Here is a 17,555-nt window from a genome sequence, read left to right on the forward strand (position 1 = left end):
AGAGAGTCGTGACCTCGGCTTCCCAGCGCCTCTGGCGCACCAGTCCACTTACCTACGTCGCGCTCGTCCTCGCCGCGCTGCTGTCGATCTACCCGTTCTACTACATGGTGGTCATCGGCACCCGCAGCCTCGACTCGATCAACGACGTGCCGCCGCCGTTGACCCCCGGCAGCGCGTTCGGCGACAACTTCGGCCGGGTCCTGGACAACAGCGCGGCCAACTTCCTCACCGGCATGATGAACTCGATCATCGTCTCGTCGGTGGTGACGCTGTCGGTGGTGATCACCGGCTCGCTGGCCGGGTTCGCCTTCGCCAAGCTGCGCTTCCGGGGCCAGAACGTGCTGCTGCTGGCCATCGTGGTGACCATGATGATCCCGACCCAGCTCGGCCTGATCCCGCTCTGGGGCATGATCCAGTCCCTCAACTGGTACGACACCCTCTACGCGGTCACGGTGCCGTTCCTGGTGAGCGCCTTCGGCGTGTTCATGATGCGGCAGTACGCCAGCCAGGCGATCTCCGACGAGCTGATCGAGGCCGGTCGGGTCGACGGCGCCAGCACCTTCCGGATCTACTGGAACATCGTGCTGCCGGCGCTGCGCCCGGCGGCCGGGGTGCTCGGTCTGCTCACCTTCATGGAGACCTGGAACTCGTTCCTCTGGCCGTACGCGGTGCTCAGCCCGGAGAACCCGACCCTGCAGGTGTCGCTGGCGTTCCTGTCGTACGCCTACTACACCGACTACTCGCAGGTCTTCGCCGCCACCGCCATCGGCACGATCCCGCTGGTGCTGGTGTTCCTCGTGTTCGGCCGCCAGATCATCGGCGGCATCATGGAAGGTGCCGTCAAGTCGTGAGCAACCCCGCAGGACCGCCCGCTGTGGGCGTGCTCGACCAGGCTCGGCAGCTGACCTTCCCACCCGGGTTCCTCTGGGGCGCCGCCACGGCGGCGTACCAGATCGAGGGCGCGGCCACCGAGGGCGGTCGGGGGCCGTCGATCTGGGACACCTTCAGCCACACCCCCGGGCGGGTGGTCGGCGGGCACACCGGTGACGTGGCGTGCGACCACTACCACCGGGTCGCCTCCGACGTCCGGCTGATGGCCGGCCTCGGCCTGCAGTCGTACCGGTTCTCGGTCGCCTGGCCCCGGGTGCAGCCCACCGGGTCCGGTGCGGCCAACCAGCAGGGCCTGGACTTCTACCGGCGGCTGGTCGACGAGCTGCTGGCCCACGACATCGAGCCGTGGCTCACCCTCTACCACTGGGATCTGCCCCAGCCGTTGGAGGACGCCGGTGGCTGGCCGGCCCGGGACACCGCCGCCCGGTTCGCCGACTACACCCGGCTGGTCGTCGACGCGCTCGGCGACCGGGTCCGGTACTGGACCACCCTCAACGAGCCCTGGTGCTCGGCGTTCCTCGGGTACGGCTCCGGGGTGCACGCCCCGGGGCGGACGGCCGGGGCGGACGCGGTCCGCGCCGGACACCACCTGATGCTCGGACACGGGCTCGCGGTGCAGGCGCTGCGGGCGGCCCGCCCACAGGCCGAGGTCGGCGTCACGGTCAACCTGTACCCGGTCACCCCGGCCACCGACTCGCCCGCGGACGTGGACGCCGCCCGCCGCATCGACGGGCTGATGAACCGCTTCTTCCTCGACCCGCTGCTGCGTGGTTCGTACCCGGTCGACCTGCGGGAGGACCTGCGCCAGGTGTCCGACTTCGGGCACGTGCGCGACGGTGACCTGGCCACCATCTCCACCGACCTGGACATGGTGGGGGTCAACTACTACAGCCGGCACGTGGTCGCCGCGCCGGTCGAGGCCCGGCCGCGGCCCGAGACGCCGGCGCCCTCCAGCTGGCCGGGCAGCGAGGACGTGCGCTTCGTCACGCGCGGCGTCCCGGTGACCGACATGCAGTGGGAGATCGACGCCCCGGGGCTGGTCGAGACGTTACGCCGGGTGCACGACGACTACACCGACCTGCCGCTGTACGTCACCGAGAACGGCTCGGCCTTCGTCGACACGGTGACCGACGGCGAGGTCGACGACGTCGACCGGCTGGCCTACTTCGACGCCCACCTGCGCGCCGCGCACGCCGCGATCAGCTCCGGAGTGCCCCTGAAGGGGTACTTCGCCTGGTCACTGATGGATAATTTCGAGTGGGCCTGGGGTTACACCAAGCGGTTCGGCATGATCCACGTCGACTACGACAGCCAGCACCGCATCCCCAAGTCCAGCGCCAGGTGGTACGCCGAGGTGATCCGACGCAACGGTCTGGCCGCACAATAGGCGAGGGCCAGCCAGTCACGAGCGGCTTCGGTGCCGTCCCCGCCGGGGACGGCACCGGGCCCGCCGGACGTCGGAGGAGCACACCATGACAACGCAGCGCACCCGCTCGCTCGGGCGCCCGACCCTCGACGCGGTCGCCGCGCGTGCCGGTGTCGGCCGGGGAACGGTCTCCCGGGTGGTCAACGGCTCGCCCCAGGTCAGCCCGGAGGCCCGGGCCGCGGTCCAGCAGGCCATCGCCGAGCTGGGCTACGTGCCGAACCGGGCCGCCCGGGCCCTGGTGACCCAACGGACCGACTCGGTGGCCCTGGTGGTCTCCGAGTCCGGCGACCGGGTCTTCACCGAGCCCTTCTTCGCGGCCATCGTCCGGGGGATCAGTTCCGGACTGCTGGAGACCCCGATGCAGCTCTGGCTGGCGATGGCCCAGTCGCCGGTCGAGCGGGAACGGGTCGAGCACCACCTGACCAACCAGCACGTCGACGGCGTCCTGCTGCTCTCGCTGCACGACGCCGACCCGCTGCCCACCCTGCTGGAGGAGCGCGGCCTGCCGACCGTGCTGGGCGGTCGGCCGGCCCGGATGCTGCACCCGTCCGCCGCCCCCGGCTGGTTCGTGGACGTGGACAACGTCGGTGGCGCCCGGCACGCCGTGGAGTACCTCTTCGACCAGGGGCGACGCCGGATCGCCACGATCGCCGGCCCGCAGGACATGGGCGCCGGCCTGGCCCGGTTGACCGGCTACCGGGAGGCGGTCCGGCAGACCGGGGCCGGCATCAACCCCGACCTGATCGCGTACGGGGACTTCAGCGAGGGCAGTGGCACCGCGGGCATGCGTCGCCTGCTGCAGCTCTGCCCGGATCTCGACGCGGTCTTCGTCGCCTCCGACCTGATGGCCTTCGGCGCGCTGCGGGCGCTGCGCGAGGCGGGCCGGCGGGTGCCCGAGGACGTGGCGGTGATCGGCTTCGACGACGCGCCGGTGGCCCGGCAGGCCGACCCGCCGCTGACCACCGTCTTCCAGCCGATCGAGGAGATGGGCCGACAGATGGCCCTGCTGCTGGTGGCCCGCATCCGTGGCGCGGAGGTGCCCTCCCCGCACGTGCTGCTGGACACCCACGTGGTCCGCCGCACGTCGGCCTGAGCGCAGCTCGACTCCGCTGTCAAGGGCAGATTTTCACCCCAGGTCATCCGGCCGCAACAGGGGCGAAATGGTCATCCGGCAGGCTGTCGCCTAGCCAGCCACCGTGCCGGCCCGCCGAGTGGAGGGACAGACATGTTGCTGAGAGTTCGGGTGACCCTGCCGGACCGACCCGGAACACTCGGCCAGGTGGCCCGCACCCTCGGGGTCTCCGGGGCGGACATCGTCCAGGTCGTCGTGCTGGAGCGGCTCGGCGGGCGGGCGGTCGACGACTTCACGGTGGTCTGGCCGGGCGCGGGCCGGGTGGAGCGGCTGCTGGCCGGTCTGGCGGCCATCCCGGGCGTCCGGGTGGACGGGGTGTGGCGGGCGATCGGCGCGCCCACCACCACCGGCCAGGACGCCGAGCTGCTGGCCCAGGTCGCGGCCAACCCGACCGACGGGTTGGCGACCCTGGTCGACGCGGTGCCGGGGCTGTTGGCCGCCGACTGGGCGGTGGCCGCGGTCGTACCGCTGGACTGGGCCTCGCGCGACGGCGGTGGCCGGCCGACCGTCGGGCACGCGAGCTGGAAGGCCCCCGTACCGCTGCGGTTGCCCGAGGTGACCCCGCTGCGGCCCCGGGCGGTCACCACGGCCGGCGGTGGGCACTTCGCGCTCGCCCCGTTCGGCCGGGCCGGGCTGGTGCTGGTGGTGGCGCGGGAGCAGAGCGAGCCGCTCAACCCGGCCGCCTTCCACAGCACCGAGGTCGACCGGCTCGCCCAGTTGGTCCGGGCCAGCGCCGTCATCCTCGGCGACCGGCTCGACCTGGTCGGATCGACCCCGCCGGTGGCCACCACCGGCTCCTGACCGCCGGGCCCGACGCCCGGTACGCGACGACGGCTCTGCCCCGGTTCGGGGTCCGGAGCTGCGGCCCTGGTCCCTCGCGGGACCTGTCGGCCGCGAGCCGACCCCGGTTCGGGGTCGGCTCGATCGCTGTCCGGACCGGGTTGTGATACCGGCCTCAGTCGTCGCCCGTCACCACCGGGCAACGCCCCGGCAACAGGCGGCGGCGATGGTCGTACCTGGTGAAAGGAGTGAACATGGCGCTGTGGCGGATCCGGGCGACCGTGGACGACCGGCCGGGCTACCTGTCGGTGCTCACCGCGAGCCTCGCTCTTCGTGGGGTCAACATCCTCACCGTCCAGGTGCACACCACCGAGGCCGGCGCGGTCGACGACTTCCTCGTCGACGCCCCGGAGGAGCTCGACGAGGCCGAGTTGCTGGCCGCCGTGGCCCGGGGGCGGGGCCGCAACTGCTGGGTGGCGCGCAGCGAGGCGCGCGGCCTGGCCGACCAGCCGACCCGGGTGCTCGGCCTGGCCACCCGGCTGGTCCGCGACCCGGAGGCGGCGGGTGAGGCGTTGCGGGTGCTGCTCGGTGCCGACGAGGTGAGCTGGCGTCCGGCACCGGCCGCCGACCGGCCCGGCATCGGCGACACCACCATGCGGCTGGCCGACCCGACCGGCGGCACCTACCTGCTGCGCCGGGCCGCGCCGAGCTTCACCCCGGCCGAGTTCGCCCGGGCACAGGCCCTGGTCGAGCTGGCGGCGGCGGCGGTGCGCCGCAGCGCCGAGCAGGTCACCCTGGTCCTCTCCGACGGCGCGGAGCTGGCCGTACGGGTGGCCACCGCCGACGACGTACCCGCGGTGGGTGCCCTGCACGAGAGCTGCTCGGCGCAGAGCCGGCAGCGGCGTTACCTCGGTGGGGCCGGGCTGCCCACGCCCGCGCGGTTGCGCCGGCTGGTCGAACCGGACCGGGGACTGACCCTGCTCGCCACGGACGTCGACGCACCCGGCGAGCCGGTGGTGGCCATGGCGAACCTGATCGCCGAGGGCGACGAGGCCGAGGCGGCCCTGCTGGTCCGGGACGACTGGCAGCGCCGGGGGCTGGGTACCGCCCTGCTGCGCCGGCTGGTCCGCCACGCCGAGCAGGCCGGGTACGTCGCCCTGGTGCTGCACACCCAGGCCGACAACGGGCCCATGCTGCGGGCCCTGCGCCGGCTCGGCCGGCCCGCTCCGGTCGACCGGGACGGCCCGGTGCTGACCGTCACCGTCCCGCTCGCCGTCACCGCTCCCAGCCCGAGCTGACGACCGGCCCCGGGTCGGGGTGGCGGCCCGACCCCGGGGCGGGCGGTGCGGGGGCCGCCGCTGTCGGGGTGGTCAGCCGAAGAAGAAGCCGGCGCGCCGGTTGCCCGATACGCAGAACCGGTTGCCCTCCGGGTCGGCGAGGACCACGTACGGCTGCACGCCCGGCTCGGGTTCGGCCGGATAGTGTGCCCAGTCGACCCGGCTGGCCCCCAGCCCGAGCAGCCGCTCCACCTCCTCGTCCAGGTCCACCTCGCCGGCGTTCAGGTCGAGGTGCAGGCGGGGGTAGGCCGGCACCGGGCTCTCGCTGAGGTCCATCGCGAGGGCCGTACCCGGGGTGCCCGGCGGGGGCTCCAGCACGATCCAGTCGTCTCCGGGGTAGCGGGGCGGACGGCGGACGTATCCGAGGGCGGCGCCCCAGAAGGCGGCGGCCCGCGCGCAGTCGGCCACGCCCACCGAGATCTGGTCGATCAGCGACATCGATCGACCATAGCGGTCGGTCTTCCCAAGTTGCCAGGTGACTGGATACATTGTCAGATATCCATGGGAGCGCTCCCGAAAGCCTCTCCTGGCACCCCCGAAGCCCCACCCCCACCACCGCCACCGGCAGCTCCGAGCGCGCCCGATGCCGTCCCCGCATCGCCTCGGAGCTGCCGGGGCACCCTTTCCGACAGGAGCCACCGGTATGCGCCACCCTTCCCGGCCCCGGGGCCCGCGCCCCTGGCTGCGCCGCCTACTCGCCTCCGGCATCGCGTTGACCAGCGGTCTCGCGCTCGCCGTCGGCACGCCCTCGGCCGGCACCGCCGCACCGGCCGCCGACGGAGCGGCCGCGAGGACCACCGTCGGCGCTGCCGGGTCGACCACCGTCGACGCTGCCGCGCCGACCTTCAACTACGCCGAGGCCCTGCAGAAGTCGCTGCTGTTCTACGAGGCACAGCAGTCCGGTGAGCTGCCGGAGTGGAACCGGGTCTCCTGGCGGGGCGACTCGGCGCTCACCGACGGCGCCGACGTCGGCCTCGACCTCACCGGCGGCTGGTACGACGCCGGGGACCACGTCAAGTTCGGCTTCCCGATGGCGTTCAGCACCACCATGCTGGCCTGGGGCGCGGTCGAGTACCGCGCCGGGTACGCCCAGTCGGGGCAGCTCACCCACCTGCTGAACAACCTGCGCTTCGTCAACGACTACTTCGTCAGGGCGCACCCGTCCCCGAACGTCCTCTACGGACAAATCGGCAAGGGCGACGACGACCACAAGTGGTGGGGTCCGGCCGAGGTGATGCCGATGGCGCGGCCGGCGTACAAGATCGATGCCAGCTGTGGCGGCGCGGACCTGGCGGGGGAGACGGCGGCGGCGATGGCCGCGTCGTCCATGGTGTTCCGACCCACCGACGCCGCGTACGCCGACAAGCTGGTCACCCACGCCAGGCAGCTGTACACGTTCGCCGACACGGTGCGCAAGAGCTACCACGAGTGCATCACCGACGCGACCAGCTTCTACCGGTCCTGGAGCGGCTACCAGGACGAACTGGTCTGGGCGGCGATCTGGCTGCACCGGGCCACCGGTGACGCCGCCTACCTGGCCAAGGCCGAGAGCGAGTACGACAAGCTCGGCACCGAGAACCAGTCCACCCTGCGCTCGTACAAGTGGACGGTCGCCTGGGACAACAAGCAGTTCGGCGCGTACGTGCTGCTGGCCAACCTGACCGGCAAGCAGAAGTACGTCGACGACGCCAACCGGTGGCTGGACTTCTGGACCGTCGGGGTCAACGGGGAGAAGGTCCGGTACTCCCCGGGCGGGATGGCGGTGCTCGACTCCTGGGGTGCGCTGCGGTACGCGGCCAACACCGCCTTCGCGGCCCTGGTCTACAGCGACAGGACCACCGACGCCACCCGCAAGGCCCGGTACAAGGACTTCGCCGTCCGGCAGATCAACTACGCCCTCGGCGACAACCCCCGCAACGCCAGCTACGTGGTCGGTTTCGGACAGAACCCGCCGAAGAACCCGCACCACCGCACCGCCCACGGCTCCTGGTGGGACAGCAGCAAGGTGCCGACCGAGACCCGCCACGTTCTCTACGGCGCGCTGGTCGGCGGCCCGTCGTCGCCTAACGACGCCTACACCGACAACCGCGACGACTACGTGATGAACGAGGTCGCCACCGACTACAACGCCGGGTTCACCTCCGCGCTGGCCCGGCTCACCCAGGAGTACGGCGGCACCCCGCTGGCCGGTTTCCCGGTCGCCGAGCGGCCCGACCTCGACGAGCTGACCGTGGAGACCACGGTGATGCAGGCCGAACCCCGGGCCACCGGGCTGAAGGCGATCGTCTACAACAAGTCGGCGTTCCCGGCGCGGGCGCTGACCAACGGGAAGTTCCGCTACTACTTCCGCCCCGACGGCACCGGCCCGGTGCAGGTCACCCCCGGTTACACCCAGGGCTGCCCGGCGCCCACGACCGCGAGGCAGTTCGCCGGCGACATCTGGTACGTCGAGGTCGACTGCACCGGGCACACCATCGCCCCGGCCGGCCAGTCGGCCCACCGGATGGAGGTCCAGTTCAAGATCGGCGTACCGGAGGGCGGCACCTGGGACCCGACCAACGACCCGTCGTACCAGGCGACCGCCGGGCCGAACCGGAAGGTCACCCTCTACGCGGGCAGCACCCGGGTCTGGGGCGACGAGCCGGGCACCCCGACCGCCGACACCACCCCACCCACCGTGCCGGGCACCCCGGTCGCCTCCGCGATCACCGCCAACTCCGTCACCCTCACCTGGCCCGCCTCCACCGACACCGGTGGCAGCGGACTGGCCGGCTACGTCGTCCGTCAGCGGCTGGTCGGTGGCGACGTGGTGACGACCTACAGCACCAGCACCAACAGCCTGAACATCGACACCCTCGCCCCGGCCCGGACGTACTCCTTCTGGGTCAACGCCCGCGACGGGGCCGGCAACCAGTCGACCAGCTCGCCCGAGCTGCGGGTCACCACCCCGGCCGGCACCGGCGGCGACACCACCCCGCCCACCTCGCCCGGCACCCCGGTCGCCTCGGCGGTCGGCCCGAACGGGCTCACCCTGAGCTGGGCCGCGGCCACCGACAACGTCGGGGTGACCGGCTACCGGATCTACCGACGGTCCACGCCGAGCGACCTGCCGGTCACCACCGTCACCGGCACCAGCCACGCCCTGACCGGGCTGACCCCGGCCACCGCGTACACCTTCTACGTGGTGGCCCTGGACGCCGCCGGCAACCCGTCGGCCCCCTCACCGAGCGTAACCGTGACCACCGGCTCGACACCCACCTCGTCGTGCCGGATCGGGTACGCCACCAACGACTGGAGCAACGGCTTCACCGCCACCGTGACCGTCACCAACACCGGCACCACCGCCCTGACCAGCTGGAACCTCGTCTTCACCTTCCCCAGCACCGGGCAGAAGGTGCAGCAGGCCTGGTCGGCGACGGTCAACCAGAGCGGTACGACGGTGACCGCGACGAGCCTGTCCTACAACGGCGCCCTCGCGCCGGGGGCCTCGACCAGCTTCGGCTTCAACGGCACCCACACCGGCACCAACCCCCGCCCTACCTCCTTCACCCTCAACGGCACCCCCTGCACCACCACCTGACCGCCCAAGCACAGGGCCGCGGGTCCGTGCGACCCTGCGCGTAGGCCGCGCGGGTCGCACGGCCCGTGCAGCCCGCACGGGCCGCGCGGGCTGATCAGTGAATCTTGGACACTTACCGTCGTATTTGGACGGTAAGTGTCCAAGATCTACGCGGTACGGAACCGGAGGCGCGGACAGGTGGGACGGTGCGGGGTGGGGTAGGTGCGGGTTGTGGTCGGTGGCTGAGGTGTAGCTCCGCTACCCCGGCCGGCCGCGTCACTGCGGCATCGCGGTTCGTGCCGTGCGCTGCTGACGCTGCCTCGCCCTCGTGCTGCCTCGCCCTCGTGCTGCCTCGCCCTCGTGCTGCCTCGCCCTCGTGCTGCCTCGCCCTCGTCCCGCCAGCCTCGCCTCGCCCTGTCCGGTTGCGTCTCGCCCTCGTGCTGCCTCGCCTCGTCCCCTCCCGTCCGTCCCGTTCCCTCCCGTCCGCCCCGTCGCGTGCCGGCCGGACCGGCCGGGCGTGGGTGGTGTGCGGGGGGTACGCGGGGATCCGGCGCGTGGGGTGGCTCAGGTGGGACGCCAGCCGGCGGCGACCAGGGCGCGGCGGAGGGTCTCGGCGACCTCGTCCGGGCGGACCCGGACCAGCCAGGCGGGGAAGCGGAGTATCCGGTCACCGGTGGCCCAGATGTCGTTCTGTCGCTGCATGTCCTCAGCCCAGTGCCGGACGTCCATGTGGTGCGACCCGTCGACCTCCACGTGCAGCCGCCACCGGGACCAGTAGGCGTCCAGCCACCGGGTCCGCCCGCCGGCGTCGGCCCGTCGGTGTTGCAACTCCGGCCGGGGAAGCCCGTACCGCCGGCACAACCCGACGAAGTCGATCTCCGAGAGCGCCTGTGCTCCGCCCGCTATGTCCGCCACCGTGCGCTGGATAAGCTCTCGCCGAGGCGCACGAGGTAGGTCGTCCAGCACGGCCCGGAGCTCCTCGGGGGTCACCCGGCGCTGCTGGCAGCCGGCGGCCAGTACCGTCATCGCCTCGGCCGGGTCCCGCGCCCAACCAGCCGCGTCCACCAGGGCGCGTGCGGTAGTGGTCCGGCCGGGTCTGGCCACCTGCCGATGAGCGTCCGGCAGCACCGTGGTCCGGTGCACCGTCACCGCCGGCATGTCCAGCGGCATCCCGCGCAGTACGCCCCGGCCGGCCCGACGGCTGGCCGGTACCAGGACGTGCAGCGGCTCGCGTCGCAGTCCCCGTACGCCCGCCTCGGTCGCTGCGGTGACCCCGGCGAGCAGGGCGCCCGTGCCGGTGGCGAGCACCGCCGCCCACAGTTGCTGGTCCCGGGTGAGCTGGCCGTTGCCGGTGAGCAGTACGCCCCGACAGATCGAGCGCCACCGTCCGGACCGGACCAGGCTGCGTACCCGTCCCTCGGTGAGCAGGTCGGTGGCCTGGCCGGTGGTGAGCATGCCCGACTGCTCGAACGTCACCCACGCCAGCGCGTCATCGTCCCCCACCCCCGGCACCGACCACACCCACCCACCCTCCCACCCCTCACTCGCGCCCACTGCCCCGTACCCGGATAGATCTTGGACACTTACCGTCCACATAGGACGGTAAGTGTCCAGGATCCACGCAGGGCGCCCCGCGGGCGGCGGGTGGGGGGATGGGGATGGAGGTGGGGATGGTGCGGCCGGGGCACCGGATCCGGTGCCCCGGCCGCACCCGGGGGAGAGAGGAACGATCGGTCAGCTGTCGGAGATGAGGGCGAAGCCCCGGTTCCAGTTCTTGGCGTCCGTGTCGGGCCGGTAGTTCTTCTCGATGTTGCCGGCCGCGTCCACCGAGAACCAGAAGATCTTGGTGCCGTACGGCACGGTCAGGGTCTCGGCTCCCTCCCGGAGACCCGCCGCGGCGTAGAGGGTGGACTCGTACGTCGGCTTGCTGCCGTCCAGGGTGTAGAAGACCGCCGCCGGTTCGCTGGTCTCGAAGGTCACGTCCACCATGCCCTCGGTGGCGCTGGGCTTGGTGACCAGGGTGCTGGTCGGGCGCTTCTTGTCCTTGTCGTAGTCGCGGGCGACCCGCATCAGCTCCACCAGACCGTTGGAGTACTCCAGGGTCTGCTGGTGCGCCTCGTCCCAGGCCGGCTGGAAGGAGGTGCCGACCTCGAAGTTCCAGGCGTAGATGCCGTACTTGTACCAGAGCATGTCACCGGAGTTGCCGGCCGCCGAGTAGAGCACGTCGGAGATCGGGCCGGTGCGGGCCGGGGTGACCGCCAGGTTCCGGTGCCGCTTGATGGCGGTCAGGATCCGCGACGACGCGCCCCAGAAGAACGACTCCTCGGCCAGGGTCGGGCGCGGCGCGGAGATCCGGCCCGGGGTGGCGTAGGCGCCCGGCGACCACATGAAGTAGTTGCCGGAGGAGTGCAGGTTCATCGAGAACTTGATGTTGGCCCGCTGGGCCAGCCAGTCCAGGTTCTTGTTCTCCGGCTCGGAGAGCTCGCTCGGGCCGGCGAAGGTGTCGCTGGTGCAGCTGGTCGACGCGCCCGAGAACCCGTCGAAGAGGCTGAACTCGGTGTAGTTGCGGTTGTTGTCCACGCCCCACGAGTTGCGGGCCAGCGCGTCGGTCGAACCACCCTCGGCGCAGTGGTTGGTCATGTTCCGGCGCTGCGAGTTGAAGTCGTAGAACGAGTAGTGCCCGCCGTCCGGGTTGATCGACGGGGCGATCCAGATGTCCAGGGTACGCAGGAGCTGCTTGGTGTTCTCGTCGGTGGCGGCGTTGCGCAGCAGGCGCTCGGCGGTCTCGATGGTCACCAGCGGCGGCACCCACTCCCGGGCGTGTTCCTGGGCGTAGGCGAGCACGCCGGTCTTGCTGCCGTCGCGGAACTTGCCGATCCGGATGGCGTACACCGGGTGCGGGTCGCGGGAGACCGAGGCCGGGGCCTTCAGGTTGTCGGTGAGCGCGGTCCGCGCGACCGGCGCGACCACGCCGTCGCCGACGCTACCCCGATAGGTGTACGCCTTGACGAGGCTGCCCGCCGAGGCGTTGATGGCCGCGGCGACCTGGGCGGCGGTGCTGGTGGGCGTACCGTTGCCGTCGGTGGCCAGGCTGACCCGGATGGCCTTGTCGGTCAGGCTGACCGAGAGGGCCTGGTCGGCGGCGCCGGGGTTGACCAGCTCGACGGAGATGTCGTTGCCGCCCTCGTGGCCCCAGGCGAGCGAGTCGACGGCCACCCGGTTGGCGTTGGCGCTGCCGAGCACCACCTGGGCCTTGCGCCGGTACCCGTTGGTCTTGTACGGCAGTTCGACGATCTCGGCCAGCTGCGGGTACTGGTCGGCGAGGCGCTTGATCCGGTCGTACAGCTCGGTCGGGGTGAGGTAGCTGCTGACGAAGTCCTTCTGGTAGCCCGGTCCCTCGGGTGCGTCGCCGGAGATCGGCAGCCACTCCTTGACCTGGACCTCCGCCACGTCACCGGTGGGGCTGGTGATCCGGATCTTGTCGGGGCGGGCGGTGACGGTGGCCGCGCCCCGGTGGTACAGGTACACGCCGGCGTCGACGAAGCGGGTGATGTTCTGGGTGCCGCCGGAGCCCATCGCGGTGCCCGGTCCACTGTCGCGGGTCACGGTCAGGGCGCTGGTGGAGGTCTGGCCCTGGGCCCACTTCGCCTCGACGCTGAGCACCTGGTTGGTGCCGGAGGTGTAGTAGTCCGCGCGGGTGATCTTGACGTCGGAGACGGCCGCGCTGCGGGCCAGGCTCGCCGTGAAGGCCTGGTTCTCGGCCTTGTGCTCGGCGATGGTCGCCTCGCGCTCGGCGACCCGGTCCTCGGAGTCCTCCGAGTCGAACAGGACCTTGCCCACCTGGTAACCCTGGGCCTTGAGGCCCTGGATCTCGGTCGGGGTCACCACCGCGTGTACGACGATGCCGGACTCCGTCTGGGAGACGTGGTGGTCCAGGTCGACGCCGGTGGCGACCAGCTCGTCGAGTTCGGTGCGGTCGGCGACGGTGACCTCGACGACGCTGGCGTCCTCGTCGGCGAAGCGTTCGAGGTGCTCGGCGTGGACTTCGTGGTTGTCGTCCGGGGCGGCGGCGGTCACGGCGGTGGCCGGACCGGCCAGGAGGAGAAGGGCGGTCGCCGCGGCGGTGGCCACGGGGAATCGCCTTCGCCACCGAGGCAGGGAGGAGGGGGACATGTCGCTACCTTTCACTGACGGTGCCGCTGGTCTTCCAGGGGTACGGCGGACCGGGTGATCCGCCGTTGGTCCACAGTGGACCTACGGCGTGGGGGTGTCACCCGGTCAGGTCGTGACGGCTGCCCGGACATCGACGTACCCCGAGGGGCGGCCGGTGTCGGGCGGGGGGAGTGGCGGGAGGATGTGCAGGTGGGGGCCGGTGGGGTTGGCCAATCCTGGACGGCCCCGACTTGATCTGTCAATCACCCCTGCGGACCGCTCACCGGCTGTAACACGCCCTGGGAGCGCTGCCCGGCAGACCCGCGGGGTCATCGGCGTCGGTCAGCGGGATCCGATGGGGATGGTGCGGGTCTGCACGGGTATCGCCCGGCCGGCTCCAACGTCACCGCGCCCGGCCGGCCGCAGGCCGCCGATCGGCGGATCCAGATCCATCGCATAACCGGACAAGCGCCTCGGACGTCCGGTCGTACCGACGTACCGCTGCGAGGCTGCGGCAGGACGGGTGCCCCCGGCCGGATCGGCGCGGTCCGGCACCACCCGCACCGCGTCGGACCAGCGGACAATCACCGGTTCCGCCAGGGTGGACTCACCCTGGCGGCGGAGCCGCACCACCGGTCGTGCCGGTTCGAAACGGCCCCGTCGGGGCGTGGGCGACAGGGCATCCGCCCGGCGGGGTCCGACCCGGACGGCCCGGGTCTCGCCGGGCCGGGCGGCATCCTTTCGGACGATGAGGGGCCGGGCGGCCACGTGGTCGGTCCGGACGGGTCAGCCGCGCAGTTCGCCGTGCTCGACGCAGACCGCGGACCAGCCGGCCGGCAGGATCTGCACCTTCATCCGTCGCCGGCAGTGGGCGCAGAACCGGGGTGGCTCCAGCGCCCGGGCCGACGCGCACGCCGGGTGCGCCCCGGCGTCCGCCGGCTCACCGCACCGGTCACACCAGCGCTGGGCCACCGGCGCGCTCACAGGGTGGCCGAGAGCGCCTTGACCGGCATCTTCAGGTCGTCGAGCAGCTTCAGGTCGTCGGTGGCCGGCCGGCCCAGGGTGGTCAGGTAGTTGCCGACGATCACCGCGTTGATCCCGCCGAGCAGACCCTCCCGGGTGCCCAGGTCGCCGAGGGTGAGCTCGCGACCGCCGGCGTACCGCAGGATGGTGCGCGGCATGGCCAGCCGGAAGGCGGCGATGGCCCGCAGCGCGTCCTTGCCCTCCACCACCGGGCGGTCGCCGAGCGGGGTGCCCGGCCGGGGGTTGAGGAAGTTCAGTGGGACCTCGTGCGGGTCCAGCGCGGCCAGCTGCGCGGCGAACTCGGCCCGCTGCTCCACCGTCTCGCCCAGGCCCAGGATGCCGCCGCAGCAGACCTCCATGCCCGACTCCCGCACCATCCGCAGGGTCTCCCAGCGCTCCTCCCAGCTGTGCGTGGTGACCACGTTGGGGAAGTAGGAGCGGCAGGTCTCCAGGTTGTGGTTGTAGCGGTGCACGCCCATCTCGACCAGCTCGTCGACCTGCTCCTGGCTGAGCATGCCCAACGACGCGGCGACCTGGATGTCGACCGCTGCCTTGATGGCGGCCACGCCCTCGCGCATCTGCTTCATCAGCCGGGCGTCCGGGCCACGGACGGCGGCCACGATGCAGAACTCCGTCGCCCCGGTGGCCGCGGTCTGCTTCGCCGCCTCGACCAGCGACGGGATGTCCAGGAACACCGACCGCACCGGGGAGGTGAACAGCCCCGACTGGGAACAGAAGTGGCAGTCCTCCGGGCAGCCGCCGGTCTTCAGCGAGACGATCCCCTCGACCTCCACCTCCGGACCACACCAGCGCATCCGCACCTCGTGGGCGAGCTGCAGCGCGGCGGACAGGTGCTCGTCGGGCAGGTTCAGCACCGCGAGGACGCCGGCTTCGTCGAGGCCGACGCCGTTCTCCAGCACCTGGGTCCGGGCCTGGTCGAGGATCTCTGGCATGGCTCGTACCCTACAAGGCCGCGTACCGCGCGGGAACGCCGCCGCCGGTGCGGCAGGCCGGCCGGACCGCGACCCACGCTCCGGCACGCCGGGGCGGGTCGGGACCCACCACCGTCCGGCACTCCGGGCGGACCGGGACCCACCACCGTCCGGCACGCCCGGCGAGGGCGGGCAGGCCCGCCGCCACGCCGGTACGGGCGGCAAAGATGGTAATTTCGCCCCGGTCGGCGGCGGATCGACGCCGGGCGGCGGACCCGGGGCGGGGCCCGGCCGTACCGGGCGGTGGTGTCTGCCGCCGCAGACCACGGCGGGGCCGGTGGGGGTCGGTCCCGGCGGCGGACGAAGATCCCGGCGGACGAAGGGGGACACGGTGGCGGACTGGCTGGCGGCGCTGGACCGCCGCGCCGAGCTGCGGGCCCGCGCGGGGCTCACCCGGCGGCTGCGCCCGCGCGCCGCCGGCGACGCCGTGACCGACCTGGCCGGCAACGACTACCTCGGCCTGGCCCGGCACCCCGAGGTCACCGCCGCCGCGGCCAAGGCCCTGACCGAGTACGGCCTGGGCGCCACCGGCTCCCGTCTGGTGCGCGGCTCCACCGAGGCCCACCAGGAGCTGGAGAGCGCCCTGGCCGACTGGCTCGGCACCGAGCGGAGTCTGGTCTTCTCCTCCGGCTACCTGGCCAACCTCGGCGCGATCCGGGGCCTGGTCCGCCCGCGTACCCTGCTGGTCTCCGACGCCCACAACCACGCCTCGCTCATCGACGGCTGCCGGCTCTCCGGCGCGGAGACGGTCGTCACGCCGCACGCCGACCCCGACGCCGTGGCCGAGGTGCTCGCCACCGCCGAGGGGCGACCGGCGGTGGTGGTCACCGAGAGCGTCTTCTCCGTCGACGGCGACCTCGCCCCGCTGGCCCGGCTGCACGCCGTCACCCGCCGGCACGGCGCGTTGCTGCTGGTCGACGAGGCGCACGCGGTCGGGGTCGTCGGGCCGGGCGGGGCCGGCGGGGTCGCCGCCGCCGGGCTGGCCGGCGCGCCGGACGTGGTGCTGACCGCCACCCTGTCCAAGGCGCTGGGCGGCGCGGGCGGGGTGGTGGCCGCCCCGGCCGGGTTCGTCAGGCACCTGATCGAGACCGGTCGGACGTTCATCTTCGACACCGCGCTGCCGCCGGCGATCGTGGCCGGCGTGCACGCCGCCGTCGAGCTGGCCCGCACCGGCGACGACCTGCGGGCCGAGCTGACCGACCGGGTCGCCACCGCGGTCCACCGGCTACGCGCCGCCGGCCTGACCGTCTCCGCACCGGACGCGGCGGTGGTGTCGGTGACCGCGCCGGACCCGGCGGCGGCGGTCAGCTGGGCGGCCGACTGCGCCGACCGGGCCGTCGCGGTGGGCTGCTTCCGGCCACCGTCCACCCCCGACAACCGCTCCCGGCTGCGCCTGACCGTCAACGCCGGCGTACCCCGGCCCGACTTCGACCGCGCCCTGACCACGATCGTCACCTGCGCCCCACAGGAAGTGCTATGAGCGACGCGTGGCACGGTCCGGTCCTGGTCACCGGCACGGACACCGAGGTCGGCAAGACGGTGGTGACCGCCGCGATCACCGCTGCGGCGCAGACCGCCGGGCTGCGGGTCGCGGTGATCAAACCCGGTCAGACGGGTACGGCCGACGGCGGGCCCGGTGATCTCGACACGGTGACCCGGCTGGCGGCCCCGGCGACCGGCCGGACCCTGGCCAGCTTCCCCGATCCGCTGGCCCCCCTCGCGGCGGCCCGGGTGGCCCAGTTGGAGCCGCTGGAGCTGTACCACGCCGTCGACGCCATCCGCGAGGAGATCGACAAGCACGACCTGGTGCTGATCGAGGGGGCCGGCGGGCTGCTCGTACCGATGGGGGTGCGTCCCTCCGGTGAGCCGTGGACGGTGGCCGACCTGGCGGTGTCGCTGGACGCGCCGGCCGTGGTGGTCGCCCGCGCCGGCCTCGGCACGCTCAACCACACCGCGCTGACCCTGGAGGCCCTGCAGCGACGGGCGGTACCGGCCGGGGTGGTCATCGGCGCCTGGCCGGCCGAGCCGGAGTTGGTGCACTGGGCCAACCTGAGCGACCTGGTGCCCAACCTGCTCGGCGCGCTACCCGCCGGGGCGGGCTCGATGGACCCGGGCGTGTTCCGCCGTTCCGCCCCCGGCTGGCTGACCCCGGTGCTGTACGGGGTGCTCGACGACTGGCGTTCCTGGGCCGAGGACGCCGGCTGACGTACCAGCCATCTTTTTCGTCCCCACCACCTGAATGCCCGCCCCGCCGACCTGCGGC

At 72.7% G+C, this 17,555-nt stretch carries 13 protein-coding genes; 8 read left to right on the top strand and 5 right to left on the bottom strand.

Annotation, left to right across the window (positions count from 1 at the left end):
• The first annotated feature begins 8 nt into the window (after positions 1–8).
• The 5 genes from GA0070617_RS09965 (at position 9) to GA0070617_RS09985 (ending at position 5,527) form a co-directional block, all read left to right on the top strand.
• Positions 9–851: a carbohydrate ABC transporter permease gene (locus GA0070617_RS09965; protein ID WP_091435738.1), complete on the top strand. Its 843-nt coding sequence runs from the start codon at positions 9–11 to the stop codon at positions 849–851.
• Positions 848–2,278 carry a GH1 family beta-glucosidase gene (locus GA0070617_RS09970; RefSeq protein ID WP_091435740.1) on the top strand — a complete coding sequence of 477 codons (1,431 nt, stop codon included), beginning with the start codon at positions 848–850 and terminating at the stop codon, positions 2,276–2,278. The genes GA0070617_RS09965 and GA0070617_RS09970 overlap by 4 nt, the downstream gene beginning before the upstream one ends.
• 85 nt (positions 2,279–2,363) lie before the next feature.
• Positions 2,364–3,410: a LacI family DNA-binding transcriptional regulator gene (locus tag GA0070617_RS09975; protein ID WP_091435743.1), complete on the top strand. Its 1,047-nt coding sequence runs from the start codon at positions 2,364–2,366 to the stop codon at positions 3,408–3,410.
• Between the two features lie 132 nt (positions 3,411–3,542).
• On the top strand, positions 3,543–4,250 hold the full coding sequence (locus tag GA0070617_RS09980) for an ACT domain-containing protein (RefSeq protein ID WP_091435745.1): 708 nt from the start codon (positions 3,543–3,545) through the stop codon (positions 4,248–4,250).
• Positions 4,251–4,483: 233 nt separating this feature from the next.
• A complete protein-coding gene (locus GA0070617_RS09985; RefSeq protein WP_091446188.1) occupies positions 4,484–5,527 on the top strand; it encodes a GNAT family N-acetyltransferase in 1,044 nt (347 codons plus the stop codon).
• Between the two features lie 72 nt (positions 5,528–5,599).
• Here GA0070617_RS09985 and GA0070617_RS09990 read toward each other — a convergent pair whose 3' ends face one another.
• Positions 5,600–6,004 (bottom strand): VOC family protein, encoded by a 405-nt coding sequence (locus tag GA0070617_RS09990; protein ID WP_091435748.1) that lies wholly within the window; start codon positions 6,002–6,004, stop codon positions 5,600–5,602.
• Positions 6,005–6,209: 205 nt separating this feature from the next.
• Between GA0070617_RS09990 and GA0070617_RS09995 the strand changes: the two genes are divergently transcribed.
• The gene (locus tag GA0070617_RS09995; protein ID WP_091435750.1) at positions 6,210–9,146 is read left to right on the top strand and encodes a glycoside hydrolase family 9 protein; all 2,937 of its coding nucleotides are present in this window, start codon (positions 6,210–6,212) and stop codon (positions 9,144–9,146) included.
• 543 nt (positions 9,147–9,689) lie between these two features.
• On the opposite strand, the gene GA0070617_RS10000 is transcribed toward GA0070617_RS09995, so the two are convergent.
• From GA0070617_RS10000 to bioB, 4 genes are all read right to left on the bottom strand, one after another.
• Positions 9,690–10,628, bottom strand: a complete 939-nt coding sequence (locus GA0070617_RS10000) for an endonuclease domain-containing protein (RefSeq protein WP_244891700.1) — start codon at positions 10,626–10,628, stop codon at positions 9,690–9,692.
• Between the two features lie 231 nt (positions 10,629–10,859).
• The gene (locus GA0070617_RS10005; RefSeq protein WP_229688619.1) at positions 10,860–13,256 is read right to left on the bottom strand and encodes a M14 family zinc carboxypeptidase; all 2,397 of its coding nucleotides are present in this window, start codon (positions 13,254–13,256) and stop codon (positions 10,860–10,862) included.
• Positions 13,257–14,063: 807 nt separating this feature from the next.
• Positions 14,064–14,261: a biotin synthase auxiliary protein BsaP gene (bsaP, locus tag GA0070617_RS10015; protein ID WP_091435759.1), complete on the bottom strand. Its 198-nt coding sequence runs from the start codon at positions 14,259–14,261 to the stop codon at positions 14,064–14,066.
• Positions 14,258–15,253: a biotin synthase BioB gene (gene bioB, locus GA0070617_RS10020; RefSeq protein WP_091435761.1), complete on the bottom strand. Its 996-nt coding sequence runs from the start codon at positions 15,251–15,253 to the stop codon at positions 14,258–14,260. Before bioB ends, bsaP begins: the two co-directional genes overlap by 4 nt.
• A 370-nt stretch (positions 15,254–15,623) precedes the next feature.
• Between bioB and GA0070617_RS10025 the strand changes: the two genes are divergently transcribed.
• Positions 15,624–16,772 carry an 8-amino-7-oxononanoate synthase gene (locus GA0070617_RS10025; RefSeq protein WP_091435763.1) on the top strand — a complete coding sequence of 383 codons (1,149 nt, stop codon included), beginning with the start codon at positions 15,624–15,626 and terminating at the stop codon, positions 16,770–16,772.
• On the top strand, positions 16,769–17,497 hold the full coding sequence (gene bioD, locus GA0070617_RS10030; RefSeq protein ID WP_091435766.1) for a dethiobiotin synthase: 729 nt from the start codon (positions 16,769–16,771) through the stop codon (positions 17,495–17,497). Before GA0070617_RS10025 ends, bioD begins: the two co-directional genes overlap by 4 nt.
• The last annotated feature ends 58 nt before the right edge of the window (positions 17,498–17,555 follow it).

The organism is Micromonospora yangpuensis (assembly GCF_900091615.1).
Lineage (GTDB): Bacteria > Actinomycetota > Actinomycetes > Mycobacteriales > Micromonosporaceae > Micromonospora > Micromonospora yangpuensis.